The following is a 25,298-nucleotide window of genomic DNA, read 5'->3' on the forward strand; positions in this document are numbered from 1 at the left end:
TCGCCCCCCGGGCCCGACCAGCCCGGGTCGGCGATGCGTGGCCGGGCGCGGGTCTGTGTGACGACCGACCCGGCGGCGGGCGCGGGTGGCGGTCCGCCGGGTGCGGGTCTGTGCGGCGGCCAACCGGGCGCGGGTCCGAACGGTGGTCGGCCACGGCGGCCGGAGGTGCGCACGGCGGGCCGGCTCGCGTGGCGGCCTGGGCGCTCAGCGGCGGCGGAAGATGAGATCGAAGGCGGGGCGGCCGGCCCGGCGCGCGCGGCGCTCGAACTTCGTCACCGGGCGGTACGCCGGTCGGGGCGCGTATCCCGGGTAGGTGTTGACCAGGCCGGGGTCGGCGCTCAGGACGGCGAGCATCGACTCGGCGTACTCGGCCCAGTCGGTGGCGCAGTGCAGGACGCCGCCCGGGGCGAGTCGGGAGCGGAGCAGCGCGACGTGCGCGGGCTGGATGAGCCGACGCTTGTGGTGGCGGGCCTTGGGCCACGGATCGGGGAAGAAGACGTGTACGGCGGCGAGCCGGTCCGGCGGGAGCAGATGCCGGAGCAGGTCGAGGGCGTCGCCCCGGGCGATCCGGACATTCGTCAACCCGAGCCGTTCCACCAGCGAGAGCAGGTTGGCGATGCCCGGGGTGTGGACCTCGACGGCGAGGTAGTCCCGTCCGGGGTCGGCGGCGGCCATCGCGGCCGTCGCGTCGCCCATCCCGAAGCCGATCTCGAGCACCACCGGAGCCTGGCGGCCGAACAGCGCGGCCAGGTCGAGCGGGACGATCGGCGCGTCGGGGCCGTCGAGTCCTGCCGCGTCCCCGGTGACCCCGGCCGTCGCGTCGCCGGATCCGGCGATCGTCGCCGGTTCCGCGTCGCGCCCGGCGCCCTCCGGTCCGGGTCCGGCGGCCCCCGGGGCGGGGTCGGCGTCGGTGCCCTCCGGTCCGGGCGGGGTCCCCGGAATGGTCAGCCCGTACCGCGGCCAGAGCCGGTTGAGCGCGTCGAGGTGCCGGGCGCCGAGGCGACCCCGACGCGGGTGGAAGGTGCGGATCCGGGCCGGGTGCCCCTCGACCGGGATCGTGTCGGCCGGCGAGACCGGGGCCGGAGACCCCGACCCGGGTCCGGAACGGCGGTGCTGGCGGGCGAGGGTCACGGGACAGTGAGCCTACGCGACGACCCAGGGAAACCGTCGATCGTGATGGATAACCCCCATCTGGGAGTGTCCGGCGCCACAAGGTGAGAGGATTTCCCCGTACGGCGGGCCGGCGGCCGACCAGCCCGGCCCTGCCCACGACGTCCGGGAGGGGGAAGCCGTGTCCAGCCGCCGCCGTGCCCTGCTGCTCGCCGGGCCGGTCGTCCTCGCCGGGGTCCTCCTCGGCGCCGCCCCGGCCCGGGCCGCCGACGTCTTCGTGCAGGTGAACCCGAGCACCGTGGAGGCCGGATTCATGGTCGGGATCAAGGCCAGCTGCCGGGTCAACACCCAGCCCGCGACCGTCGAGTCGTCCGCGTTCGGCAGCGTCACCGTGCACCCCCAGGCCGGGTTCCTGACCGCCGTGGCGACCGTGCCGGAGACGACCAGGGCGGACACCTACCGGGTCCGGCTGAGCTGCCCGGACGGCAAGAACGCGTCCACCCGGTTGATGGTGGTGGGCAGCGGCGGCCGGTGGCCACAGAAGGGCCCGGCGACCGGGTTCGGTGGTACCGCGGGCGACGATCCGGGACGGCTGCTGACGGTCGGAGGGCTCGGCGTCACCGGTCTCGGCGCGGTGCTGGGTCTGGTCGCGCTCCGCCGCCGGCGGCGGTCGGCGGTCGCGGGTCGGATCTGAGGTCACACCCCGGTCCGATGCCCCGCACCGCCTCCGCCAGTTCCCGCCGGCCGATCATCGGCAGCCGGCGGCCGGCGCCGTACCTGCGGCACCCCGCCGCCCGCGGCACCGGCCGGCGGCGCCGGAGCCCGGTCGGGCCGCTCGCCGTCGTCCTCGTGCTGCTCGGCGTCTTCGCCACCGGAGCCGGCCTCGGCCGGTCCGCGGACGACCCGTGGTGGTGGCGGTACAGCGGCACCCGGGAGCCGCCACGGGAGTTTCCGGTGCTGGAGCCGAGCCGGCCGGTGCGGCTGGAGATCCCGTCGATCGGGGTACGCGCCCCGGTGCACCGGGTGGGCCTGGCCGAGGACGGCTCGATCGCCGTACCCGATCTGGACCGGCACCACGAGGTGGGCTGGTACGAGCGGGGGCCGACCCCCGGGCAGTTCGGCCCGGCGATCCTCGTCGGGCACTCCGACACCCGTACCGGTCCGTCGGTCTTCCACGGCCTGGCCAAGCTCCGTCCCGGAGCACGGGTCGAGGTGACCCGGCAGGACCGCTCGGTGGCGATCTTCGAGGTCAACTCGGTCGAACGCTTCGACAAGGACGCCCTGCCGGTCGAGCGGGTGTACGGCGACTACCGGCGTCCCTGGCTCCGGTTGATCACCTGCGGCGGTCGGTGGGTCGGGGGGAGCACCGGCTACGCGGACAACGTGATCGCGTTCGCCTCGCTGGTGGACGCCCGCACCACGTGACCGGGCGCACCGACGCGCACCCCCACCCTCGCCGCTAGCGGGCCGGCGGGCCGGCGCCGAGATCGGCGTCGACCACGATCGGGGCGTGATCCGAGGGGCCCTTGCCCTTGCGGGCCTCGCGGTCGACGTACGCCGACCGGACCGTGGCGGCGAACGACTCCGTCGCGTACACCAGGTCGATCCGCATGCCCTTGTTCTGGTGGAACATCCCGGCCCGGTAGTCCCAGTACGTGAACGGATGCGGTCCCTTCATCGGCGTCGGCACGACGTCGGAGAGCCCGAGCGCGCGCAGGTCGGCGAGGGCCTGCCGTTCGGCCGGGGTCACGTGGGTGGCGCCGACGAAGAGCGCCGGGTCCCACACGTCGGCGTCGGTCGGCGCGACGTTGAAGTCGCCGCAGACCACCAGCGGACGTCCCGTCCGCAGCTCGGCGGCGAGCGCGTCCCGCAGCACCGCGAGCCAGGCCAGCTTGTACTCGTAGTGGGGCGAGTCCGGGGTTCGCCCGTTCGGCACGTAGATCGACCACACCCGTAGCCCCGCGCAGGTCGCCGCGATCGCCCGGGCCTCCGGCTCCGGAAAGCCCGGCTCGTCGGCGAAGCCGACCGCCACGTCCGCCATCCCGACCCGGGACAGAATCGCCACCCCGTTCCATCGGCCGTCGCCGTGGCTGGCCGCCGTGTAGCCCAGCTCGCCGACCTCCGCGACCGGGAACGCCCCGGCGGGGCACTTCGTTTCCTGAAGGCAGACGACATCGGGCCGGGTGTCGGCGAGCCAGGTGAGCAGCCGGGGGAGCCGGGCCTTGACCGAGTTCACGTTCCAGGTAGCCAGGCGCATGTGCCCAGCGTGCCGGATCTCCCCGCATCCCGCCCGGCGAGCGGTGCGACGTGCCACGCCGGTCGGCCCGCGGGCGGGCGGCGGGGCCTCAGCTCGCGGGCGTCTCGCCCGAGTGGCCCTGCTCGGCGAGGAACCGCTCCAGCTCGGCGGCGAGCTCGTCGGCGGTGGGCAGCGGTCCGCTCGGGTTGGCGAGAAGGTTGGGGCCGTTCCGGCCCCGGGTGAAGGCGTCGTACTGCTCTTCCAGCGCCTGCACCAGCGACCGGGCCTCGTCGGCCTGGGCCACCTGCTGGTCGATCTCGACGCGTACCGCCTCGGCGGCGAGTCGCAGCCGCTCGGTCGGCAACAGCAGACCGGTCGCCCGGGACACGGAGGCGAGCAGCAGCTCGGCGGCGGCCGGATACTCGGACTGGGCCACGTAGTGCGGTACGTGCACCGCGAACCCGAGCGCGTCCCGCCCCAGCTGGCCGAGGCGGAACTCCAGCAGGTTTCCGGCGCTGCCGGGGACCTGGATGCGTTGCAGCCACGACTCGTACCCGATGATCAGATCCGGGCGGGTGGCGTGTGCGGTCACCCCGATCGGACGGGTGTGCGGTACGGCCATCGGAATCGCGTTGAGCCCGACGGTGAGCCGGACGCCGAGCCGTTCGACCAGCCCGATCAGCGCCGTGATGAACCGTTCCCATTGGAAGTCCGGCTCCGGGCCGGAGAGCAACAGGAACGGCGTACCCGCGTCGTCTCGGAGCAGGTGCAGCTCCAGCCTCGGCTGCTCGTAGTGCTCCCAGTGGTCCTCGACGAAGATCATGGTTGGGCGCCGGGACCGGTAGTCGAGCAGCTGGTCGACGTCGAAGGCGGCGATCGTCCGGCAGTCGAGCGTCGACATGAGGTGTTCGCGAGCGAGCCGGGTCGCGTTCCCTGCGTCGACGAAGCCGGACAGCGCCTGGATCAGCACCGGCTGCCCCAGCTCGGGCAGGTCGTCGGTGAGTTGGTAGAGCTCGTTCGGGTCGAGCACCGGTCAGGACCTCCTCAACGGGGTACACCGGGACGCGTCCGTGCGAACGGCGCCCCGCTGTAGCAAACGCTGCCGCTATCTTTGTCCATTCCGTGGAGCCACTCGGCGACCCCCGCCCGCAGCTGCGCGCGGAGCGCGGGCGGAGCGGCCGAGGCGTCGATGGAGCTCGCGGCCAGGGTCGCCAGCTCCGCGTCGGAGCAGCCCAGCACGTCTCGGGTTAGGACGTACTGGTCGAGCAGGCCGGTGCCGAACAGCAGCGGGTCGTCGGTGCCCAGCGCCACCGGCACGCCGGCGGCCAGCAGCGTACGCAGCGGCGTCGAGGCCAGGTCGGCGGTGACCCCGAAGGGCGGGTATGAGCTGGGGCACACCTCCAGGGCGACCGCGCGGCTCGCGAGCAGCTCCAGGGTGGCCGGGTCGGCCGTCGCGGTGAGTCCGTGGCCGATCCGGTGTGCCCCGAGCAGCCGGACGCAGTCGCGGACGTGCCGGGCAGGCTCGTAGAAGCCGCCGTGCGGCACCGCGAGCAGTCCGGCCCCGGCCGCGACCCGGGCGGCGGGGACGAAGTCGGCGACCCGACCCAGACGCTCGTCGTTGGAGAGGCCGAAGCCGACCACGCCCCGGTCGGCGTACCGGACCGCGAGCCGGGCCACCCGGAGCGCCTGTTCCGGCGATCCCGCCCAGCTCGCGGCCAGGACCACGCCGGTCCGGCCGCCGGCCGCACCGGCCAGCACGGCCTCCACCACCGGTTCGAGCCCGCCGAGCCGGGCGGCGTACGTCGTCGGGTCGACCTGGATCTCCAGCCAGCCGCCCCCGTCGGCGGCGGTGTCCTCGGCCGCCTCGGCGACGACGCGTCGCAGGTCGTCGGCGGTCCGTAGGGCGGCGCGGGCCAGGTCGTACCGACGCTGAAACGCTGACCAGCCGTGTACCGCGCCGGTGGGCAACGGCTCGGGCAGTGGCAGTCCGTAGCGGTCGGCCAGCTCGACGAGGGTGGCGGGCCGCATCGAACCGGTGAGGTGCAGGTGCAGGTTGGCCTTGGGCAGCCGGCGGAGGTCCCGTCTGCTCCCGGTGACCTGGGTCATAACCCACGGTCTCACGGCGTCGGCCACGGTGGGGATCGGACGGTGGGCCGGTTGGCGGGTGGCCGGGTTGGCCGATCGGGCGAGGCGGACGATTCCGCGCGGCGGGATGAACGGCGCGGAGGTAGCCGCCCTCCTGGTCGGTCTCGGGCGCTGAGCCTGGCTTGACAGGATTGTCCGGGCTGGCCATCGACGGCCACCTCTGTCATTCCCTGACCGATTGCTCAGTCAGGGAATGTGTCGAGTACCACGTGATCACTCATCGTAATCGGGGGTTTCGGCTGCCTAGCCTCGTCGAATGCGTGACGACGAGCTTCCTGATCTCGAGAACGGTGCGCCGCAGCATGGGGACCGATCGAATGAGATCCCCCCGTCCGGACAGTCCGTCGGGTCGGAGGCCGGGCGAGCCTGGGCCCGGACGTGGTCGGCGCTGGTACTCCTGCTGAACGGACTGGTGGGCCGGGCCAGGCTCGGGCTGTCCCGGCTCGGTCCGGCGGTGCGGTCCGTCCGGTCCGCTCTGGGGGCCGTGGCCGGGGCGGCCCGGCTCCGGCTCGATCCGGTGGCCCGGTTCCTTCGGCGCTGGCGTGATCCGCTGGTCCGGATCGTCCGACGCTGGCGGCGTGCGGTGGCCCGGCTCGCCGCGCAGCAGGTCCGGGTCCACGGGCCGCGGCTGCGGCGTGCGGTCCAGCCGCTGCTCGACCGGGCCCGGCGCTGGCCCGCCTTCCGCGCCGGTGAAGCCGCCCTCCGCCGGGTCGCCCGACGCGGGGCGGACGGCATCCGGCGGGCGGGTACGCGGACCGCGGTGCTCCTCGACCGGCCGGTTCTCCGGCGCCTGGGTGCGGTCCGCCGCCCGGTATTGGCCGTGACGGCCGCGGGGGTGCTCTGCTGCCTGGGCCTGATCACCGCCGTCCACGGCGGGCCGGCGGCCGAGCCGGAGCCCGTCGGCGGGACGTCCGGCGACCGGGCCGCCCTCTCCCGCGTGGGCCGGTCCGCCAGCGGGGGTGCCGGCGCCGTGGACGCCCCGGCCGAACCGCACACCGCGACCCCGGCGCCGGAGCGCGCGGGCGAGTCGCCACCGCTGGCCGACACACCGCCGGTGGCGGGCCTGAGCCAGGTGCAGATGGACAACGCCCGGGCGATCGTCCGGACCGGGCGGGACATGGGGATTCCGCGTCGTGGGCTGATCATCGGCGTCGCCACGGCGATGCAGGAGAGCAGTCTGCTCAACCGGGCCAGCGAGGTCGTGCCGGAGTCCAAGCGGTACCCGCACCAGGGCACCGGCTGGGACCACGACTCGGTCGGACTCTTCCAGCAGCGCAGCAGCGCCGGTTGGGGCCCGGTGAACCGGCTGATGGACCCCGCGTACGCCACCGCCCGGTTCTTCGAGGCGCTGCGTCGGGTACCGGGGTGGCAGCAGATGCGGCTCACCGACGCGGCCCAGGCGGTGCAGGTCTCGGCGTACCCGGAGCACTACGCGAAGCACGAGTGGGCCGCCACCCAGGTGGTCGACGCGCTCCTGCCGGACGACCGGCGGCACTGACACGGCGCGTCGGCGCCGACCGCCGGGCCGGCTTCCCGGCGTCCCCGCCCGGCCCGCGGCGCTCGACGATCCGCTCGTCGCAGGCCCCCGTCGGTGGGCCAGAAACCCGTTTCCGGCCCACCGGCGAGGGCCGCCCCGTGCGGACGACGTTGTCGGATCGGGCCATGATGGAGGTCCGGGCCCCTGCGGCCACTCACGGTGTCGCGGCCGGCCATCGGGTACACCTGAGACAGGACGAGCCAGGAGGCCGAATGTCGTCGCTGATGTACCGGATCCAGAGATTCCTCAGCTCGCCCCAGGGCCGACGGCTCGTCGAACAGGGTCGCCGCGAACTCGCCTCGCCCGCCACCCGGCGCCGGCTGCGCCGGTTCGTTGCCCGGCTGCGCGGCCGGCACTGACCCGCCCCGACGGACGCCGCGGCGCCGCTAGCTCCACCCACCCCTCTTCAGCCCTCTGGAGTGTCTCTTGACCGAGTCCCCGCCACTCGGCACCGATCCCGTACCCGTGCCGGCCGACGTGCCGGCCTCCCGTGTCCCCGCGGGCCAGGTCCCGCCCGGTACGGCGGACGAGGGCCCACCCGCGCCCCCTCCGGCCTCCGCGTCCGCGCCGGTGCCCGACCCGACCGACGAGGATGCGGACCCCGAGGCGGTGGCGACGCCGCCCCTCGGACTCTGGGAGCGGATGAAGACCGACCCCCAGTACGCCCCGGAGCACCTCGCGTTGGAGGCGGTCCGGAGGCTCGGGCCCGAGGCCCGGGACTGGGCCGCCCGGGTCCGCGCCGGTAACCCGGAACTCTCCGCGGACGAGATGGCACAGCTCGCGATCCGGAAGTTCGTCAACCGGGCCCGACTCTCCGGGGCGATCTCCGGTGCCATCGGCCTGCCCGGCGCGGTGGTCGACATGGGGGTGCTGGCCTGGACCCAGGCTCGGTTGGTGCTGCACATCGCCGCCGCGTACGACCACGATCCGGAGCATCCCGACCGGGCCATTGACCTGCTGGTCCTGCAGCGCGTACACAAGATTGCGCAGACGGCGCGGCTGGCGCTCGGGGTGGCGGCCGGCCGCGAGCGGGCCAGTGTGCTGCTGGGTCAGTCCGCGACGCCGCTGCGGCAGGCGGTGCTGCGGCTGGGGTTCAAGCTCGCCCGGATGGCCGGGGTCCGGGCCGTGAAGCGGCTCGCCGCCAAGGTGGTGCCGGGGGCCGCGATCCTCCTCGGCACCTGGGCGAACTCGTCGGCCACCAAGGATCTGGCGGCGCGGAGCGTGGAACTCTACCGGCCTCGGGCCATCGCGTCGCCCCCGTCGACTCCCTGACCCGACCGGCCGGGGCGCCGGGTCCCTGACCCGTCGCATCCGTCGGCCCGTCGACGCGGTGTCGAGTGTCCGGCCGGCCGTGGCATCCGCCCGGCCGGCCGTGACACTCGTGTTCGGAAACCCACCGTGTCGGCGGGCTGCCCGATGTCGTCCGCCGGCCCCGGTCAGTCGGCGCGGCGGGCGAGTCCGGAGGCGCGCCAGGCCACCTCGGCCAGGCGCCGCTGACCCTCCACGTCGGGATGGAAGTAGTCGAGGTGGTTGACCATGTCCAGGCTGAACCGCACCCGGTGCACCGCGCCGCCGTCGTAGCGGCAGCGTGACCCGTACGCCCGGCAGGCGGCGGAGAGTTCCCGGTTGTAGGCGTCGATCCGGGCCCGGAACGTCGAGCGGCGGGTCCGGTCCGCCTCCGCCGTCGAGGTGGCGTTGGCCAGCAGCGTCGGGCAGATCCGGTTGCCCCAGGCCCGGACGACCCGCTCCTCGGTGTGTCCGACCTCCCACAGCCGGTACAGGTCCGGGATGCTCAGCACCAGGATCTGGGCCCGGGGCCGCCCCTCCCGTACCACCCGGAGCGCCTGGTCGAGGCGGTCCCGGAAGGTCGCCACCTCCGTCATCTCCTCCACCCGGTTCCGGCAGGCGTCGTTGGCGCCGACCAGAACGGTGACGTAGTCCGCCTCGGCCCGTACCGCGGTGCGGGCCTGGGCGACCAGGTCCCCCACCCGAGCGCCGTTGGTCGCGACGTTGCGGACGTTGCCGCGAATCGCGGGGTTCACCTCGAGGAGACGGCGGTAGAGACTGTCGACCCGCGTCGATCTTCCGGTCGCCCACGAGTTGTGTTGGCAGGCGGCGAGCACGAGACAGGAGCCGAACCCGGTGGTGATCGAGTCGCCGAGAGCGGCGATCGACGACGGCAGACCGGGTCGGGGGGAGTCGGGTGGCCGCGGGGGCCGGCCCCCCTCGGCACCACCCTCACAGGCCAGGGCGACGGCCGCGAGTACGGCCGTGACGGCGGCGGTCCAGCGTCTGGCCATACGTCTCCCCGGACCCCAGCGGAGCGGACAGCAATCGACTCGTAACTCTACGCGCTGTCGGTTCCGGTCCGGAAGCCCAGGTCCGCGGTGTCGTCCTCACGACAACACGTCGGTAGAGATGCGTCCACCCACGACCCGTGGCCCACCGCCCCGGGCGGGTGGCCGGGGCGCCCCACCGACAGGCCTCCGATCAGTGCCTCCGGGCCGGCTGTCCACCGGCGACCGCCCAGAAGCTCTCGGGCCGGATCGTCACGACCACCCGGACCGGGGCGTCGGTGATGTCGTAGACCCTGCCGTAGCGCTCCTGGAGCGACCGGTAGAACGACGCCTGCTCGTCGTCGTCCTCGATCTTCTCCACCACGCCCCGCACCTCGAGGAACCGGTACGGATCGTCGGGGTCGGCGATGGAGAGTGAGACCCGCGGTTCGTGCCGCAGGTTCTGAAACTTCTGTCGGGTCTTCGTGTGGGTCATCCGGATCCGTTCGCCGTCCCACGCGAACCACATCACGTTGCTCTGCGGCGCGCCGTCGGGCCGCACGGTCGCGAGGTGGGCGAAGAGCGGACGGGTCAGCAGGTCGGCGTGGCTCTCCGGCGGTACGGGGGAGGATGTCATGTCTCCTTTTCTACCCGCTGTCCGCGCGTTGCCCCGGGCGACGCGCGGCCCCACCGACACGGCATCCGCTGCCGGCGCCGGCGCCGGCCGTCCGGCGCGTCGGTGGAAGGTTAGCCGGCCCGGATAACGGGTAGCCGGGCGTGATGGCGACGAGATCGCAGCCCAGAGGGCGAAAAGGGACGGTGGGGCACGCGTACAGCGCGTTGAACCTCCGCCTACTCCTGGCCTCCTTCGGCCTGGTTGTCTGCGTGGCGCTCGGGGTACTGGCGCTGCGGGCCGAGCTGCCGGTGCTCGGGGCGGTCCTCCTGGTGTTCGCCGCGGTGGCCGTGGTGGACCTGGTGGTGGTCCAGCGCCGCCGGATCGCCCGGCGCCGGGAGGAGCCACCCGGGACCCGCCATTCGATGTTCGAGTGACCCGGCGGCCGCGACGGCGCGTCCCGGCGTCCGGCGCGGTGGCCGCCGCCGACTCACGGGGGGAGTACGACGCCATGTCGATCGCCACCATCGACCCGACCAGCGGGCAGGTGCTCAAGACCTTCGACGAGCTGACCGACGAACAGCTGGACGCCGCGCTCGCCCGGGCGGCGGACGGCTTCGCACGGTTGCGTACCACGGGATTCGACGAGCGAGCCCGGTGGATGTCGGCGGCGGCCGACCTGCTCGACGCCGAGCGCGACGACGTCGCCCGGATGATGACGACGGAGATGGGCAAGACGTACGCGTCGGCGAAGGCCGAGGTGACCAAGTGTGCCGCCGCCTGCCGGTACTACGCCCGACACGCCGAGAGCTTCCTCGCCGACGAGCCGGCGGACGCGGCGGCGGTCGGTGCGATCCGTGCGTACGGCCGGTACCAGCCGATGGGGCCGGTGCTGGCCGTGATGCCGTGGAACTTTCCACTCTGGCAGGTGATCCGGTTCGCCGCGCCCGCGCTGATGGCCGGGAACGTCGGCCTGCTCAAGCACGCCTCGAACGTTCCCCAGACCGCTCTCTACCTGGACGAGCTCTTCCGCCGGGCCGGGTTCCCGGTCGGCGCCTTCCAGGCCCTGATGATCGGCTCCTCGGCGATCGACCGGGTGCTCGCCGATCCCCGGGTCCGGGCGGCGACGCTGACCGGCAGCGAGGGCGCGGGCCGGTCGATCGCGGCCAGCGCCGGCCGGCACCTGAAGAAAACCGTTCTGGAACTCGGCGGCAGCGATCCGTTCGTGGTGATGCCGTCGGCCGACGTGCAGCGGGCCGCCGAGGTCGCCACGGTGGCGCGGTGTCAGAACAACGGTCAGTCCTGCATCGCCGCCAAGCGCTTCATCGTGCACGCCGACGTCTACGACGCCTTCGCGGAGGCCTTCGTCGCCCGGATGGCGGCACTGCGGGTCGGCGACCCGATGTCGGAGGAGACCGACGTCGGCCCGTTGGCCACCGAGCGGGGCCGGGACGAGGTGGCGGAGCAGGTCCGGGACGCCGTCGACAGGGGCGCCCGGGTGCTCTGCGGCGGCGATCCCCCGGAGCGGGCCGGATGGTGGTATCCGCCGACGGTGGTCGCCGACCTCGCCCCGGGGATGCGGATGTACGCCGAGGAGGTCTTCGGGCCGGTCGCCGGGCTCTACCGGGTCTCGTCGTACGACGAGGCGATCGCGCTGGCCAACGGCACCAACTACGGGCTGGGGTCGAACGCCTGGACCCGGGACCCGGCCGAACAGGAGCGGTTCGTCACCGACCTGGACGCGGGTCTGGTCTTCATCAACGGCATGACGACCTCGTACCCCGAGCTGCCGTTCGGCGGGGTGCGCAACTCCGGTTACGGGCGGGAGCTCTCCGCCCACGGGATCCGGGAGTTCTGCACCCTCAAGGCGGTCTGGGTCGGCGAGGGCGTCGCCGGGCCGGGAGCCGGCGCGCACAGCGAGTGACCGGCCGGCGGGGCGGTACGGCATGACCGCCGTGACCGTCGTCGGCGGGCACGCCGTGGTGGTCGCGGTTTCCGGGGCGGTGCGGGGCCGGCCTCAGCGGAGCCGACGTTCCAGCAGCTGACCCGGCCAGCGGCGGTCCGTCAGCTGCACGGTGAAGCGTTCCGTCGCGGTGAAGCCCTGGCCCTCGTAGTAGCGGATCAGCGCTCCGTCGCCGCCCGCGTAGCAGTCGACCCGCAGCAGCCCGATCCCGCGCTCGCGGGCCAACTGCTCGGCGTACCGGAGCAGCCGGCCGCCGATTCCCATCCCGGCGTGCGCCCGGTCGGTCACCAGCAGGTTGACGTACAACTCGGGTTCGGTCGCGGGCGGGACGTGCGGCACGGCGGCGCCGATCACCAGCGCGCCGACCGGGCTACCGGCCAACTCGGCGAGGTACAGCCCGCCATCGGTGGCCCACCGGGTCACCTGGGCGACCCGGCGCGGGTTGGTGGAGTGCGGGGCGCTGCCCCACTGGTCCGTCCGGCCCCGGGCGACCAGCCAGCGGGTCGCCCCGTCGAGGAGCGCGAGCACCACCGGAACATCCCGGGGGCCACCCGAGCGAACCGTCAGTTCCGTGGTTGCCACATCGTCCATCGTGACAGAAACGCGGATTCGTGACGGGGGCCGCCGGCGGGCCGGATCAGCGGCCATGTTTTACTGGGAGGGCATGACAAGTTCTCATGCCGCACCCCGTTCCGTCCGGCTCGCCACGGATCCGGCCGAGCACGTCGCCGCCTACTGCGCGACCTTCGAGAGTGGTTCGGGTGAACTCCTCGACCAGCACTACGAGCCGGGCGCGGTGCTCGTACCCCGACCGGGTGTGCCGTTGACGGACGCGTCGCGACGGATCGAGGCACACCAGCACCTGCTCCGGTTCGGACTGCCGCTCACCGCACGGACCCGACACGCCTACGTCGCGGACGACATCGCGCTGCTCATCGTCGACTGGTCCATGCAGGGCACCGGTCCACAGGGTCACCCGGTCGACCTGCGGGGCACCGCCGCCGACGTCATCCGCCGGGGTGCCGACGGCCGCTGGCGCTACGTCATCGACAACCCGTTCGGCACCGCCTGACACCCGTGCCGATCCGCCCGGCCGGCGCAGGCCACCGGCCCGCCGGCGACCCCCATCGTCGGCCGGCCGGGTTCCGTGCCCGGTCGGGGCCGCCGTCCCGCGGCGACCCCGACCGGACGCATCCCGGTTCAACGGCAGGCCGCTCCGTTCAGGGTGAACAGCTCGGGATCGGGATTCGCGCCGCCGGCCGTGGTGGCGTTGAATCCGAACATCACGCTCGCGCCGGGGTGGATCCGCGAGTTGTACGACTCGTTGGTCGCGGTCACCGTCGCCCCCGTCTGACTGACCTTGGCCAGCCACGCCTCCCGTACCTTCTGGTCCCCGGTGAAGGCGAACCGGAGGGTCCAGCCGGTGATCGGGGTCGAGCCGGTGTTGGTGATCGTCACCTGCCCGGTGAAGCCGGTGCCGCCCTCCCAGCTGCCGAAGTTGGTGTACGTCACCCGGCAGCTCGGCGACGTCGGTTGCGTGGTGCCCTGGTCGGCGAGGAAGGAGGCGATCCAGGCCAGTGCGGAGTTCCAGTTGATCGCCACCTCGTTCGTCGCGTACGAGGCGATGTCGTCGACGTAGCAGAACATCGGGGCGCAGCCGTCGAGAAGCTGCTTGGCGAACGGGTCGTCGAGGTTCGCGTTCGCGCCACCGGCGAGGGAGCCCGCCGGCGGGTTCGGCAGCGTGGGGTCGTACTGGTTGCCGAAGATCCGGCTGTGCTGGTTGCGGGACGCCTTCTCACCCCAACCGGTGACGTAGGACTGGTTGAGCGCGTTGCGGCCGAAGATGTAGTCCATCGACTGCACCGCACCGTCCCGGTACGCCACCTCGCCGGTCAGGTCGTACGCGGTGGCGAGCACCACCGCGTTGTTGATGATGTTGCTGTTGCCGCCCCAGAAGTAGGCGCCGGCGTGGCCCGGCATCGGCAGGCCGTACGCCTGTCCGCGCAGCGTCTCCAGGTACGCGTCGGCGGCGGCGACCACCGAGGCGCGGATCCGGTCCCGTTCCGCGGCCGGCAGGCGGCTCGGCACGGTGGCCAGGTCGAGCCGACCCAGCGCCGCGGTGCTGCCCCAGCCGAACCCGGTCGGCCCGAAGACGTTCCCGGTGTGGTGCGGCGAAGCGGTCAGATCGGCCAGGTAGGACGCCTCCCCGGTGGTCAGGTACAGCTCGGCGGCGGCCCAGTAGAACTCGTCGGTGACGTCGCCGTCGGCGTAGGAGCCGCCGCCGTTGCCGTCGTTCGGGTCGGCGTACCGGGTCGGGTTCGCCTTGGCCGCCGCGTACGCCGTGGTGGCCGCGGTCAGGCAGCGCTTCGCGAAGGCGGCGTCATACGGGGCGTAGAGCCGGGCGCACTGGGCGGCGGTGGCGGCCAGGTTGAGGGTGGCGGCGGTCGACGGCGGGTGCAGTTCGCGCGGCTCGGGGTCGTCCTCCGGCTGAAGCGGCAGCCCGGTCCAGTTCCGGTCGTGGATCTTGTGGTGGGCCATCCCGGCCAGCGGCTTGCCGGCCGGTACCTGCATCCGGAGCAGGAACTCCAGCTCCCACCGCGCCTCGTCGAGGATGTCCGGTACGCCGTTGCCGCGTTCCGGCACCCGCAGCGTGCCGTCGCCGAGCGCCGCGCCACCGCCGGCGCTGGGCGCGGTCTTGGTCCGCTCGAAGGCGTTCAACAGCTGGTAGGTGGCGATGCCGCCGTTGACGACGTACTTGCCGTGGTCGCCGGCGTCGTACCAGCCGCCGCGTACGTCGAGTCGGTAGTCGCAGACTCCCGGTTGGCAGGGGACGTCGGTGTCGCCCTGGTTCGGCGCCACCCCGAGGTGGCCGGCCGGCCGGGCGTACTCGGCGCCGACCAGGTCGCCGTCGATCGGGATGCCGCTGCGCTGGATGTAGAAGAACTGCAGCGCGTCGGAGCGGAGCTGCTTCCACACGTCGGCCGAGATGTCGAACGGGTGGCTGGTCTCGCCGTCCGCGCTGAGCGTGTAGCCGGTGCCCGGGGTGCGGTAGTCGGAGAAGTCGACGGTGTGCACGTGCTGTGCGGAGGCCGGGTCGACGCCGCGCGGGGTGGTCCGGCCGCGCGCCACCACGGTGCCGGCGGCCGATGTCAGTTCCCAGGTGAGCGGCTCGGTCGCCTCGGTGACGATGGTGGCGTTCTTCGGCCCGTCCGGCAGGTAGCCGACCTGGTTGACCCGGACCCGGGGGCCGGTGTCCGGCACGTACGGCGGCTCCTCCTCCCCGCCGCGCAGCGAGACGTTGTCGAGGCAGAACGTGTACGGCTCGGCGTTGCCGCCGACCTGGAAGGCGACCTGGGCGAGGTTGGTGTCCTCGGTGGCGGTGAAGGTCCGCTCGACGTGCCGGACCTCGCCGGTCAGCGCGACGTCCTCGGCGAAGTACGAGGTGTACGGCTCGCTGCCGAGCTGCACCGTCGTCCGGACCGTCGCGCCCGGTTCGGCCGAGGCGTCGAAGGACAGGACGTACGTCTCTCCGGCGATCAGCGGTACGTCGTTCTGGCCGACCCCGGCGTCCCACGGGTTGGTCAGCCCGCCCGGCACCTGGGAGCAGAGCCGGCCGTCGACGACGCCGGTGGCGGTGGTGCCGTAGGAGTACCAGCCGGCGGTGCCGTTGCTGAAGTCGCCGTTGCTGATCTGCTCGGGGCCGCCGGGCGGGTCGGTCGAGGCGTCGCTGCGCAGCGAGACGTCGTCCAGGCAGAACGTGAACGCCTCGGCGGCGCCGCCGAGTTGGAAGGTGAGCGTGCCGTTGGCCGAGTTGAGGGTGCCGGTGAAGTCGTAGCCGAACTCCTCGGCCTCGGTGTCCAGCGCCACCTCGCGGGAGAGGACCGTGGTGTACGGCTCCTCGTTCAGCTGAACGTTGACCCGGACCGTGACGGGGGTGTCGGCCGAGGCGCGGAACCGTAGCGCGTAGGCGGCGTCGGTCGCGAGCGGGATGCCGTTGTGCCCGAGGCTGGCGTCCCACGGGTTGGTCAGCCCGCCCGGCACCTCGGCGCAGAGCTGACCGTCGACGACCGAGAGCGGGACGTTGGCGGTGGACCACCACGGGTCGGTGCCGTCGGTGAAGGTGCCGTTGACGATGTGCTCGGTGGGCGCGAGCGGCTCGGCCGGCGCGGCGTACGCGGCGGTGGTGCCGCCGAGCAGTAACACGGTGGTGGCGAGCAGGGTGAGCGACCGGTGGAACCCGGGCTCGCGGTGGCGGGATCGGGGCACAGGGAATCCTTCCGGTTGGGGGACGGTTGACGCCCGGTCGGCCTCGTGACGTGCGGTACGGCCGTCCCGGTGCGTGGCTGGGTGATGCGGGTGTGTGGTCGTCTCCGGGGCGCCGCCGAGGGTGGTGTGGGGGCGTGCGGGCAGGTGGTGGTGCGGGCGGTGTCTCGTGGTGCGGGCGGGCCCGGCGACCGGGTCGGATGCCGAGCCGCGAGTGGGAGCGCTCCCAATCATCGGTGCTGATGGTGCCAGTCCCCGACCGAGGTGTCAATCGACTGATCTGGATGGTGTGTCGGCTGGGCGGTCCGGCATCCGGGCGACCGACCGGTCGGGTGACTCCGGAGCGCTGTCCGTGCCGTGACGCAGGGTCAAATTCGGATCCGCTTCGGCCAGTCGGTGATCTACTGCGAGCATTCCGGCCGTCTTTTTGGCAGGCTGCCTGCCATGAGCCTGAAGCTGCGATCCGTGGCGGTGAGCCACCGCGGTTTGATCCGGGACGCGAACCAGGACTCCGTGCACGCCGGTCCCTGGTTGATCGCCGTGGCCGACGGCATGGGAGGGATGGCCGCTGGCGACCTGGCCAGCCGAATCGCCATCGAGGCGCTCCGGCCGCTCGACGTGGAGACTCCCGAGGAGAGTCTGGTCGGCGCCCTACAGGACGCGGTCGACGCGGCCAGCGCCAGGATCCGGGCCGCGGTCACCGAGGACCCGGAGCGGCAGGGCATGGGGACGACGCTCACGGCGCTCCTGCTCGCCCGGACCGGAGGCTGCCTCGCGTTGGCCCACGTCGGCGACTCCCGCGCGTACCTGCTGCGCGGCGGCACGATGACCCAGTTGACCAGGGACGACACCTTCGTCCAGCTACTGCTCGACGAGGGGGTCATCAGCCTGGAGGAGGCGCAGAACCACCCGCGGCGGGCCGTCGTCACCCGGGCCCTCCAGGGGGAGCCGGTCACCCCCGCGTACACCACGCTGGTGCCGAAGGAGAGCGACCGTTGGCTTCTCTGCAGCGACGGGTTGTCCAATGTGGTCCGCGGTGAGACGCTCGCGGAGACCCTGCTCGGGCACGCCGACCCGGCGGCCTGCGCCCAGCGGCTGGTCGAGCTGGCTCTCCAGGCGGGTGGGCCGGACAACATCACCGTCGTGGTCGCCGACCTCGTCGACGGCTGAGCGGCCGGCGCCGACCCGTCGCCGGCCGGGTCAGCGGCGGGGCCGGCCCGCCCGGGCCGGGGGCGCCTCGGTCGGGTCCGCCGGCCACGGATGGCGGGGGTACCGTCCCCGCAACTCGGCCCGGACCTGGGGATAGCCGGTCCGCCAGAACGAGGCGAGGTCCCGGGTCACCGCCACCGGCCGCCCGGCGGGAGAGAGCAGGTGCAGCAGCACCGGTACCCGCCCGTCGGCGATCCGCGGCACCTCCCGCCAGCCGAAGGTCTCCTGAAGCCGGACCGCCAGCACGGGCGCGGTCGGATCGCGGTAGTCCACCCGCGGCCGCGACCCGCTGGGCACCGTGAGCCGTTCCGGTGCCACCTCGTCGAGCCGGGCGGCCTGGGCCCACGGCACGAGCCGGCGCAGTGCCGCCGCCACGTCGATCCGGGCGAGGTCGGCCCGCCGCCGGGAGGCGGCGAGTTCGGGTCCGAGCCACTCCTCGGCTCCGGCCAGCAGCGCCGCGTCGCTCACGTCCGGCCAGGGCGCGCCGAGCGCGTACCGGCAGAACGCCAGCCGGTCCCGTAGCGCCCGGGCGGCCGGGGTCCAGGGCAGCAGGGAGAGGCCGACCTGGCGGAGACCGTCGAGCAGTGCGGCGGTGAGGGCGGCGGGGTCGGGCTGACGGAGCGGACGGTCGGCCAGGACGATGGCGCCGAGTCGGGTCAGCTCGCGGGCCACCACGTCCCCGTCGGACCATCTGATCTCCTGCTCCTGCCGGAGCAGCGCGGCGCCCGCCTCCCGCGCCGTCACCTCGTCGACGACCGCCGCCTGCCGGATCACCGCGCCCCGCCGACCGGGCGCGCGGTCCGCGACCGCGATCGCCAGCCACGGTGCCCCGGCCAGCGGGGAGGCGGGCACCAGCTCCGCGGCCGTGCCGCCAGCCATCAGGTACGTCGTGCCGCCCGGCTCGCGTACCCGGGCCAGCCGCTCCGGATAGGCCAGGCCGACCAGCAGGCCCGCGGCCAGGTCGTCCGGCAGGTCGGCGTCGGTCCGGACCGGTCGGCCGCCGCCCGGTGCCCCGGCGACCGCCCAGTCCCCGGCGGCACCCCGGTCGCGGTGGCGCTGGTCGTCGTTCGGATTTTCGGCGTCCCCCGCGTCCCGGCTGGCGGCCCGGCCCGGGCCGTCGAGGGCGGCGCACAACCGGCGTGCCTCGGTGCGCCAGCGGGCGGTGGCGGCGGGGTCCGCCCCGGACCGCAGCCGTCGCCAGGTCTCCACCAGGTCATCGCCACCCGTCGGGGTCTCGGCGAGCACCGCCACCACCTCGGCGGCGCGGGGTGTCCCCAGCGTCCCGGCCCCGTCCAGCAGCGCCCGGGCCAGCCGGGGATGGATGCCGATCGCGGCCATCGCCCGACCCCGCTCGGTGGCCCGGCCGTCGGGCCCGACCGCGCCGAGCGCCGCCAGGACGCGCCGGGCGGCCCGCAACGCGGCCTCCGGCGGCGGGTCCGGCAGGGCGAGCCCGGTTCCGTCGGGGTCGCCCCAGCAGGCGAGGTGGAGCGCGAAGCCGGTGAGGTCGGCGACCGCGATCTCCGGTTCGGGGTGTGCGGGCAGCCGCTCGTGGTCCAGCTCCGACCAGCACCGGTAGACCCGACCCGGCCCCTGGCGTCCGGCGCGTCCGGCGCGCTGGTCGGCCGCCGCTCGGGATACCGGCACCGTGACCAGCGCGCCCAGCCCACGCGCCAGATCCGTGCGGGCCACCCGGCTCAGCCCGGCGTCGACCACCACCCGTACCCCCGGCACCGTCAGGCTGGTCTCCGCGACGGCGGTGGCGAGCACCACCCGGCGCCGGGCGCCCGCCGGCCGCAGCGCCGCGTCCTGCGCGTCGCTGGACTGGCGTCCGTGCAGGGTCACCAGCTCGACGTCGTCGCGTACGCCGGCCAGCCGTCCGGTGACCCCGGCTATCTCTCCCGCCCCGGGCAGGAAGACCAGCACGTCACCGTCCGCTTCGGCGAGCGCGCGCCGGACCGTGGCCGCGACGTGGTCGAGCAACCGGGGATCGACGCGCAGGCCGTGCGGCGGGTCCACCGGCCGCGGCGGGGGTGCCCAGACCACCTCCACCGGGTACGTCCGCCCCTCGGCGTACCGCACCGGCGCCGGCCCGCGGGTGTCGCCGAGGAGCGTGGCGAGCCGCTCCTCCCGGGCCGTGGCGGACATCGCGAGCAGGCGCAGGTCGGGGCGGAGCGCGGCCCGCACCTCGACGCTGAACGCCAGCGCAAGGTCGGAGTCGAGCTGTCGCTCGTGGCACTCGTCGAGCAGGACAGCGCCGGTGCCGGCCAGCTCCGGGTCGTGCTGGAGGCGCTGGACGAGCAGGCCGGTGGTGACCACCTCGATCCGGGTCCGGGACCCGACCCGGCGCTCGCCGCGCACGGCGTACCCGACGGTCTCGCCGACGCGCTCGCCGAGGAGCTCCGCCATCCGGCGGGCGGCGGCCCGGGCGGCGATCCGGCGCGGCTGGGCGATCACGACCCGGCCGTCGACCTGATCAGTCAGGGCCAACGGGACCAGGGTGGTCTTGCCGGTCCCGGGCGGCGCGACCAGGACGGCGGTTCCGGAGTCGCGGAGCGCCGCCGACACGTCCGCGAGCGCGTGCCGGACCGGGAGGTCAGGCAGCGGATCGGGAAGCGGCACCGGCACAGTGTCGCACCGCGCGGCCGGAGGCCGGTCCGCCGGTACGCGGTGCCGGCCGGATCGGCGACGGGGCTCGTCCGTTCGTGCGGTCCCGCTCAGTACGTGTCGGCGAGCCGGGTGCGGAGCGTGGCGAGGGCGCGGGCCAGCAGCCGGCTGACGTGCATCTGCGATACCCCGATCCGCTCGGCGATCTGGGACTGGGTGAGGTTGCCGTAGAAGCGGAGGGTGAGGATCTTCTGCTCGCGTTCGTCGAGGGTGGCCAGGGCGGGGTGGAGGGCGACCCGGAGTTCGGCCAGCTCGTACTCGTTGTCGTCGGCCCCGAACAGGTCGCCGAGTTCGGTGGTGCGGTCGCCGTCGCCGGTGGGGGTGGAGAGGGACAGGGCGGAGTAGGCGCGGGTGGCCTCGAGTCCGTCAAGGACCTCTTCCTCGGTGAGGTTGAGGTGAGCGGCGATGTCGGCGACGGTGGGCGAGCGGCCGAGCGTCTGCGGGAGCCGGGTGGTGGCCTCGCCGATGGCCAGGCGGAGTTCCTGGAGGCGGCGGGGAACCCGGATGTCCCAGGTGCGGTCACGGAAGTGTCGCTTGAGCTCGCCGATGATCGTCGGGATGGCGTAGCCGGCGAAGTCGACGCCGCGGGCGGGATCGTACCTGTCGATGGCGTTGATGAGGCCGATGGCGGCGGTCTGGACGAGGTCGTCCGTGGGCTCGCCGCGTCCGCCGTAGCGGTGGGCGAGGTGGTGGGCCAGGGGGAGCCAGGCCTCGACGGCCCTGTCGCGCAGGGCGGGACGGTCGGGGTGACGGGCCGGCAGGGCGGCCAGGGCGTGCAGCAGGTCGGTGGCGCTGTCGGTGAGAACGGCCGGGTCGAGGGCGGCTGTGGTGCTGTGGGGTGTGGCGGCTTGCCGGTTCGTGGTCGCTGTCATGGTGGTCCCCCTGAACCGTGCGCTGATGTCCGTTGGTCTGGCATAGATGTATCTGTTTGGGTCATCATCCTAGCCTGATCGTATGGAAGAGATCTGGCCGAAAGGACGATGTATTAAGCTCGCCTTCTGGATAAATGGTTCGGGTCACGCGATACTGTCGCTCGACTAGGCTCCGGACGTGCCCATCGCAGCGACCACACCGCGCGCTCCGGCCGCCCGCGTCGCCGGGCTGGTGCTCGCCGCGGGGGCCGGGCGCCGGTACGGGCGCCCGAAGGCGCTGGTCCGACTGGACGACGGACGCCTCCTGGTCGAGCGGGCGGTCGAGGCGGCCCGAGACGGTGGCTGCGACCCGGTGGTCGTGATCCTCGGTGCGGCCGCGGCCACGGTCCGGGCCCGGGCCGACCTCGGCGCGGCCGTGCCCCTGGAGAACCCGGACTGGCCGACCGGGATGGGCTCCTCGTTGCGGGCCGGCCTGGCCGCGCTGGCCGAGACCGACGCCGTCGCCGCGCTGGTGCTTCTCGTCGACATGCCCGGTGTCACCGCCGACGCGGTAGGTCGGCTGGTCGACCTCGCCGCCCCGGAGGTGCTGGCCACCGCGGGGTACGGTCCCCGGCGCGGCCATCCCGTGCTGCTCGGTCGCGATCACTGGCCGGGGGTCGCCGCCTCCGCCACCGGCGACGTCGGCGCGCGGGGGTATCTGCGGCGGCACGCGGCGCTGCTGCGGGTCGTCCGCTGCGACGACGTCGCGGACGACGTCGACCTGGACGTGCCGCCGGCGACCTGACCCGGGGTTCCCCGGCACCCAGCCGCCGGGGGGTGGAAACACACCGAGAGTCCGCCCCGGGTCGTCCGTGACGTCTGCCCCGTTCCGTGTGGTTCTGCAATGTCTGCGTGGTCTCACCGCCCCGTGGGGTCTCGCCGGGAGGCGGGACCGCGAGCCGGGCATGTTACCGGGAAGTCGGGCTGCGCTTCGGGTTTCCGGCGGCCCTGACGGGCAATTCGGTGTCTGGGGTTGGCCGGTATGAGCCGTGGCGGGGTGTGGGGCGTCGCGTGGTGGTCTGTCCGGCAGACCCGTGGCAGCCGAGCGGGGTGCGCCGCCCCGCCCAGGGCGTGACGCCGGCCGTCCCACCACCGGTGCGCGGGACGCCACCGTGGACCCGGCTGGTGGACGACCGGTGGGCCGACACGCGTCCAGGGCCGAACGGTGACGACCAGGGGAGGACAGATGTCCGGCGAGATCAGGGACGTCAAGCGGGACCTGCCGGAGCCGGCGGCGGTCGAGAGCGAGCGGGGGGCTCTGGTCGCGGTGCTGGTGATGGTCGTCCTGGGGGTGGCCGGCATCTTCGCGGTGTCCGCGTGACGGGTGGCCTCGGCTGAGCCGGCTCAGGCGACCCGCTCCGTCGGGCGCTCCGGCGTCGACCGGTCCGCGGGCCCCCGGGACCCGGGGTGCGCCGACCCACGAGCGCGGCGTTGCGCGCGAATCGTGAGGATGGCGGCGACGGTGGCGCAGGTCGCGGAGACGGCCAGTGGCAGGCGGTGATCGAGCAGGACCATGGCGGCTCCGGCGGGGGTCGCGATCGCGACCGGGGTGAAGAGCAGCGTGTTCGCGGTGGCCGACACCCGGCCGAGCAGCCGGTCGGGGGTACGGGTCTGGACCGCCGTCATCGCGGCCACCAGGGTCCAGGGCAGGCCGAGACCGACGACCAACGCGCTCGCCACCGTCAGCGGCCACCAGGGCGCCGCGCCGTAGCCGACGACGCCGAGGGCGAACAGCAGCGCGCCGAGGGCGCCGACGGCAACGGTTCCGCGGGCCCGTAGCAGCCGGCCGACGAGCAGTCCACCGAGGATCGAGCCGGCGCCCTGGGCGGAGGTGAGGACCCCGAGGAAGGCGGCCGGCCGATGCAGATCCTCGGTGACGACGCTGTAGAGCCCCGCCGTGCTGAGGCCCGACATCGCGATCGCGACCGAGCCGAGTAGGACCGTGAGCCGCAGCTCCGGAACGTCCCGGAGGTACCGGATGCCGTCCCGGATCCGGTACCGTCCGCCGGACGGATCGGAGGTGTCGGAGCGGGGAACTGCCGGTGCGACCGGTGCCCGGTCGAGCCGGAGCAGGGGGTAGAGGCCGGCGGCGACCAGCAGGAGCGCCGCGGTCACCGCGACGACGGGGTGCCCGCCACCCCAGGCGAAGAGCCCCGCTCCGACCGCCGGCGCGACCAGCTTCACCCCCTCCTGGGCACTCATCCGCAGTCCGTTGGTGGCGCCGAGCTCCTCCGGGGGCAGGGCCGCCGGCAGGATGGCCGCCTCGCCGGCGTCGACGAGGACGAAGCTGACGCCGTACCCGACCATCACCGCGAAGATCAGCCAGACCCCGGCCTCGGAGCGGACGGTGAGCAGGGCGAGGACGGCGGCCGCGGTGCCGAGGTGGGTGGCGACGAGCAGCGGGCGGCGGGGCAGCCGGTCCACGATGGCGCCGAGCACCGGACCGAGCAGCGTCGGAGCGAAGATGCAGGTGCCGATCAGGGCGGCCAGGCTGCTGGACCCGGTCAGGTCGAGCACCCAGACTCCCGACACCAGCCGCATGGCGGTGCCGGCGAACCCGGAGAACAGGGAGATCCCGAGGAACAGGGGGACGTTGCGGTTGCCCGTTCGGCGCGGTCGCAGCGACAGCATGGGGGACGCCCTTCGCACGATGTTGAGTCGAAGCGACTCATATCCTTGGCGCCCCGGACGCAGGATGTCAACGAGTTCTTGAGCTAATCGGACTCAAGGTGGCCCGGTGTCGGGCGCGCGGACGGCGGGGTGGCGGTGGCGATCGCCCGCCGCAACCGGTCCAGCGGGGCCGCCACCCAGGCCGGGAGCCGTTCGGGCGGTACGGCGCCGAGATCCGCGCCAGCCTGCACGGCCAGTGCGAACACGGCCCGCGGGTCGGCCGCGACGGCCAAGGCGAGGGTGGCTCGGGCCAGTCGGGCCCGCGGATGCCGCTCGTCCCAGTCCGGATCCCGGGCAAGGAGCCGGTGTACGGCGGTGACGGCGGCGCGAAGGTCCACGATCGCCTCGCCGTAGGCGAGGTCAACAGATCGTTGACTTCTGCGGGCCCGACGTACCGGTCCGGGATCCCGAGTTCGCCCGCCGGACAGCCTCAGCCAGCGCTGCTCCGCCGCCTGGCGGCTCGCCAGGCCGAGTGCGTCCGCGAGCTGTGCCCAACTCGCCCCGCGGTCGCGGCTCGCCTCGATCAGCCGGCGTTCGGCCGTGTCGAGGTGGCGCTTCAGGGCGACGAGCCGCCGCAGCGCGGCCAGGAGTTCGGGCCGGTCGGCCGCGACCGATGACGCGGCGGCCAGCACGGCGGCGTGATCGGCCAGGGCGGTGGCGTCGTCGGTCGGCGCCGCCACGCCGCCGGTCGGCCCGGCCGCGTCGTCGGCCCGGTGCGGGGGCCGTGGGTCTGGGTCGCCCTCGGTGCCGACGAGGTCGGTCCGGGATGTCTGCGGCGCGGCTGATCCAGCCTGGGAACGGGACCGGGGTGGTGAACCCGGCCCGACCCGGTGTCGGTGCGGCATCCGGTCATGCTCCGGCATGGATGGTGGTCTGTCAACAAAATGTTGACGTATGCGGCTGGACAGACGCGTCCGCCGAGCCCCGCGAGGCGGGGACCGGCGGACGGATCGGTCGGCGACGGGCGTTCCGGCTAGCGGGAGGCGCCGGCGGCCGGCTGCCCGGGCCAGTTCATCCGGGCGATGAGCTGGCGGGCCTGGTCGGCGAAGGCCGTGTCCACGGTCACCGCGTACTGGTTGGCGCGCAGGCTGCTCGCCGAGGTGAAGTCCCGCCGGCCGCCGGTCATCGCGTGCGCGATGGCGCCGAAGATCGCGCCCCACACCGCCCCGATCCCCAGGCCGACCAGGATCACCGCCCACCAGTTGCCGACGGTGAAGATCCCGAAGAGCAGTCCGATGAAGAGTCCGAACCAGGCACCGGTCGCGGCGCCGGCCAGGGCGGCCCGGCCGGTGGTCATCCGGCCCAACACGGTCTCCACCAGGGTGAGGTCGGTGCCGACGATCGCGGTCCGCTCGACCGGGAAGTGGTTGTCTGACAGAAAGTCCACCGTGTACTGCGCCGACGGGTAGTCGGGGTACGACGCGACGGTCACGGTGGGGCGGGACGGCTCGGCGCCCGCGCTGCTGGGCGCCTGGGACTGGTCACCGGAGGGGCTCGCCGGAAGGTTGTTTCCGCCCGCTATCCGCGGCACACCCGGCGTTCCGGACTGCCACGACACCGTCGGATTTCTGGACATGATGCATCGCCTCCCTCATCGGCACTCGACTTCCCGCCCCCACAGCGGGGTAAACCGGGCCTGGGCGCCGCGGCGGGCGGACCGGTCGGATGGGTGGACGGCGGACCCGCCGGGGAGGGCGTCGG

General features: G+C 74.0%; 24 protein-coding genes. 11 read left to right on the forward strand and 13 right to left on the reverse strand.

All coding sequences use genetic code 11. The features are described from left to right. Positions 1–204: 204 nt before the first annotated feature. Positions 205–1,056 (reverse strand): tRNA (guanosine(46)-N7)-methyltransferase TrmB, encoded by an 852-nt coding sequence (gene trmB, locus EF879_RS08845; RefSeq protein WP_370375467.1) that lies wholly within the window; start codon positions 1,054–1,056, stop codon positions 205–207. 235 nt (positions 1,057–1,291) lie between these two features. On the opposite strand from trmB, the gene EF879_RS08855 reads away from it, so the two are divergent. After that, positions 1,292–1,804, forward strand: coding sequence for a hypothetical protein (locus EF879_RS08855; protein WP_233604326.1), 513 nt, complete (start codon positions 1,292–1,294; stop codon positions 1,802–1,804). Between the two features lie 17 nt (positions 1,805–1,821). Further along, entirely contained in the window at positions 1,822–2,535 is a 714-nt protein-coding gene (locus EF879_RS08860) for a class F sortase (RefSeq protein WP_123556571.1), read from the forward strand. A 34-nt stretch (positions 2,536–2,569) separates the two neighbouring features. Here the strand turns inward: EF879_RS08860 and EF879_RS08865 are convergent, their stop codons facing one another. From EF879_RS08865 to add, 3 genes are all read right to left on the reverse strand, one after another. Further along, on the reverse strand, positions 2,570–3,367 hold the full coding sequence (locus EF879_RS08865) for an exodeoxyribonuclease III (RefSeq protein WP_123556573.1): 798 nt from the start codon (positions 3,365–3,367) through the stop codon (positions 2,570–2,572). 88 nt (positions 3,368–3,455) lie between these two features. Next, positions 3,456–4,376, reverse strand: coding sequence for a proteasome assembly chaperone family protein (locus EF879_RS08870; protein ID WP_123556575.1), 921 nt, complete (start codon positions 4,374–4,376; stop codon positions 3,456–3,458). 14 nt (positions 4,377–4,390) lie between these two features. Continuing rightward, the gene (gene add, locus EF879_RS08875; protein ID WP_123556577.1) at positions 4,391–5,452 is read right to left on the reverse strand and encodes an adenosine deaminase; all 1,062 of its coding nucleotides are present in this window, start codon (positions 5,450–5,452) and stop codon (positions 4,391–4,393) included. Between the two features lie 295 nt (positions 5,453–5,747). Between add and EF879_RS27195 the strand changes: the two genes are divergently transcribed. From EF879_RS27195 to EF879_RS08890, 3 genes are all read left to right on the forward strand, one after another. Next, on the forward strand, positions 5,748–6,989 hold the full coding sequence (locus tag EF879_RS27195) for a hypothetical protein (RefSeq protein WP_158624143.1): 1,242 nt from the start codon (positions 5,748–5,750) through the stop codon (positions 6,987–6,989). A gap of 251 nt (positions 6,990–7,240) precedes the next feature. Then, the gene (locus EF879_RS27200) at positions 7,241–7,387 is read left to right on the forward strand and encodes a hypothetical protein (RefSeq protein ID WP_158624144.1); all 147 of its coding nucleotides are present in this window, start codon (positions 7,241–7,243) and stop codon (positions 7,385–7,387) included. A 211-nt stretch (positions 7,388–7,598) separates the two neighbouring features. After that, complete coding sequence (locus tag EF879_RS08890; protein WP_233604327.1) at positions 7,599–8,300, forward strand: EcsC family protein; 702 nt, start codon at positions 7,599–7,601, stop codon at positions 8,298–8,300. Between the two features lie 164 nt (positions 8,301–8,464). Here the strand turns inward: EF879_RS08890 and EF879_RS08895 are convergent, their stop codons facing one another. Next, positions 8,465–9,328 (reverse strand): GDSL-type esterase/lipase family protein, encoded by an 864-nt coding sequence (locus tag EF879_RS08895; RefSeq protein ID WP_123556584.1) that lies wholly within the window; start codon positions 9,326–9,328, stop codon positions 8,465–8,467. A 190-nt stretch (positions 9,329–9,518) separates the two neighbouring features. Then, positions 9,519–9,941, reverse strand: coding sequence for a PPOX class F420-dependent oxidoreductase (locus EF879_RS08900; RefSeq protein ID WP_123556586.1), 423 nt, complete (start codon positions 9,939–9,941; stop codon positions 9,519–9,521). Between the two features lie 143 nt (positions 9,942–10,084). Between EF879_RS08900 and EF879_RS08905 the strand changes: the two genes are divergently transcribed. Both EF879_RS08905 and EF879_RS08910 read left to right on the forward strand, forming a co-directional pair. Continuing rightward, on the forward strand, positions 10,085–10,354 hold the full coding sequence (locus EF879_RS08905) for a hypothetical protein (RefSeq protein ID WP_123556967.1): 270 nt from the start codon (positions 10,085–10,087) through the stop codon (positions 10,352–10,354). A 74-nt stretch (positions 10,355–10,428) separates the two neighbouring features. Continuing rightward, positions 10,429–11,841: an NADP-dependent succinic semialdehyde dehydrogenase gene (locus EF879_RS08910; RefSeq protein ID WP_123556969.1), complete on the forward strand. Its 1,413-nt coding sequence runs from the start codon at positions 10,429–10,431 to the stop codon at positions 11,839–11,841. Between the two features lie 93 nt (positions 11,842–11,934). Here the strand turns inward: EF879_RS08910 and EF879_RS08915 are convergent, their stop codons facing one another. Further along, positions 11,935–12,471: a GNAT family N-acetyltransferase gene (locus EF879_RS08915; protein WP_123556588.1), complete on the reverse strand. Its 537-nt coding sequence runs from the start codon at positions 12,469–12,471 to the stop codon at positions 11,935–11,937. A 73-nt stretch (positions 12,472–12,544) separates the two neighbouring features. Here EF879_RS08915 and EF879_RS08920 point away from each other — a divergent pair, with 73 nt between their 5' ends. Continuing rightward, positions 12,545–12,952, forward strand: a complete 408-nt coding sequence (locus EF879_RS08920) for a DUF4440 domain-containing protein (protein WP_123556590.1) — start codon at positions 12,545–12,547, stop codon at positions 12,950–12,952. Between the two features lie 128 nt (positions 12,953–13,080). On the opposite strand, the gene EF879_RS08925 is transcribed toward EF879_RS08920, so the two are convergent. Next, positions 13,081–16,146: a glycoside hydrolase family 9 protein gene (locus EF879_RS08925; protein WP_370375459.1), complete on the reverse strand. Its 3,066-nt coding sequence runs from the start codon at positions 16,144–16,146 to the stop codon at positions 13,081–13,083. Between the two features lie 441 nt (positions 16,147–16,587). Here EF879_RS08925 and EF879_RS08930 point away from each other — a divergent pair, with 441 nt between their 5' ends. Then, on the forward strand, positions 16,588–17,313 hold the full coding sequence (locus EF879_RS08930; RefSeq protein ID WP_123556594.1) for a PP2C family serine/threonine-protein phosphatase: 726 nt from the start codon (positions 16,588–16,590) through the stop codon (positions 17,311–17,313). 30 nt (positions 17,314–17,343) lie between these two features. On the opposite strand, the gene EF879_RS08935 is transcribed toward EF879_RS08930, so the two are convergent. Together EF879_RS08935 and EF879_RS08940 are read right to left on the reverse strand one after the other, a co-directional pair. After that, the gene (locus EF879_RS08935; protein ID WP_233604328.1) at positions 17,344–19,971 is read right to left on the reverse strand and encodes an ATP-dependent RNA helicase; all 2,628 of its coding nucleotides are present in this window, start codon (positions 19,969–19,971) and stop codon (positions 17,344–17,346) included. Positions 19,972–20,066: 95 nt separating this feature from the next. After that, the gene (locus tag EF879_RS08940) at positions 20,067–20,888 is read right to left on the reverse strand and encodes an RNA polymerase sigma factor SigF (protein ID WP_123556596.1); all 822 of its coding nucleotides are present in this window, start codon (positions 20,886–20,888) and stop codon (positions 20,067–20,069) included. 178 nt (positions 20,889–21,066) lie between these two features. Here EF879_RS08940 and EF879_RS08945 point away from each other — a divergent pair, with 178 nt between their 5' ends. Next, on the forward strand, positions 21,067–21,672 hold the full coding sequence (locus EF879_RS08945; protein ID WP_233604329.1) for an NTP transferase domain-containing protein: 606 nt from the start codon (positions 21,067–21,069) through the stop codon (positions 21,670–21,672). Between the two features lie 441 nt (positions 21,673–22,113). Further along, positions 22,114–22,248: a hypothetical protein gene (locus EF879_RS28500; protein WP_255420906.1), complete on the forward strand. Its 135-nt coding sequence runs from the start codon at positions 22,114–22,116 to the stop codon at positions 22,246–22,248. 23 nt (positions 22,249–22,271) lie between these two features. On the opposite strand, the gene EF879_RS08950 is transcribed toward EF879_RS28500, so the two are convergent. The 3 genes from EF879_RS08950 to EF879_RS08960 all read right to left on the reverse strand — a co-directional run bounded on the left by EF879_RS08950 (position 22,272) and on the right by EF879_RS08960 (position 25,173). Beyond that, the gene (locus tag EF879_RS08950) at positions 22,272–23,558 is read right to left on the reverse strand and encodes an MFS transporter (protein ID WP_123556598.1); all 1,287 of its coding nucleotides are present in this window, start codon (positions 23,556–23,558) and stop codon (positions 22,272–22,274) included. An 83-nt stretch (positions 23,559–23,641) separates the two neighbouring features. Continuing rightward, the gene (locus tag EF879_RS08955; RefSeq protein WP_148086392.1) at positions 23,642–24,442 is read right to left on the reverse strand and encodes a hypothetical protein; all 801 of its coding nucleotides are present in this window, start codon (positions 24,440–24,442) and stop codon (positions 23,642–23,644) included. Positions 24,443–24,570: 128 nt separating this feature from the next. Next, positions 24,571–25,173 (reverse strand): general stress protein, encoded by a 603-nt coding sequence (locus tag EF879_RS08960; RefSeq protein ID WP_123556602.1) that lies wholly within the window; start codon positions 25,171–25,173, stop codon positions 24,571–24,573. Positions 25,174–25,298 lie beyond the last annotated feature (125 nt).

Source organism: Micromonospora sp. HM5-17, from assembly GCF_003762835.1.
GTDB lineage: Bacteria > Actinomycetota > Actinomycetes > Mycobacteriales > Micromonosporaceae > Plantactinospora.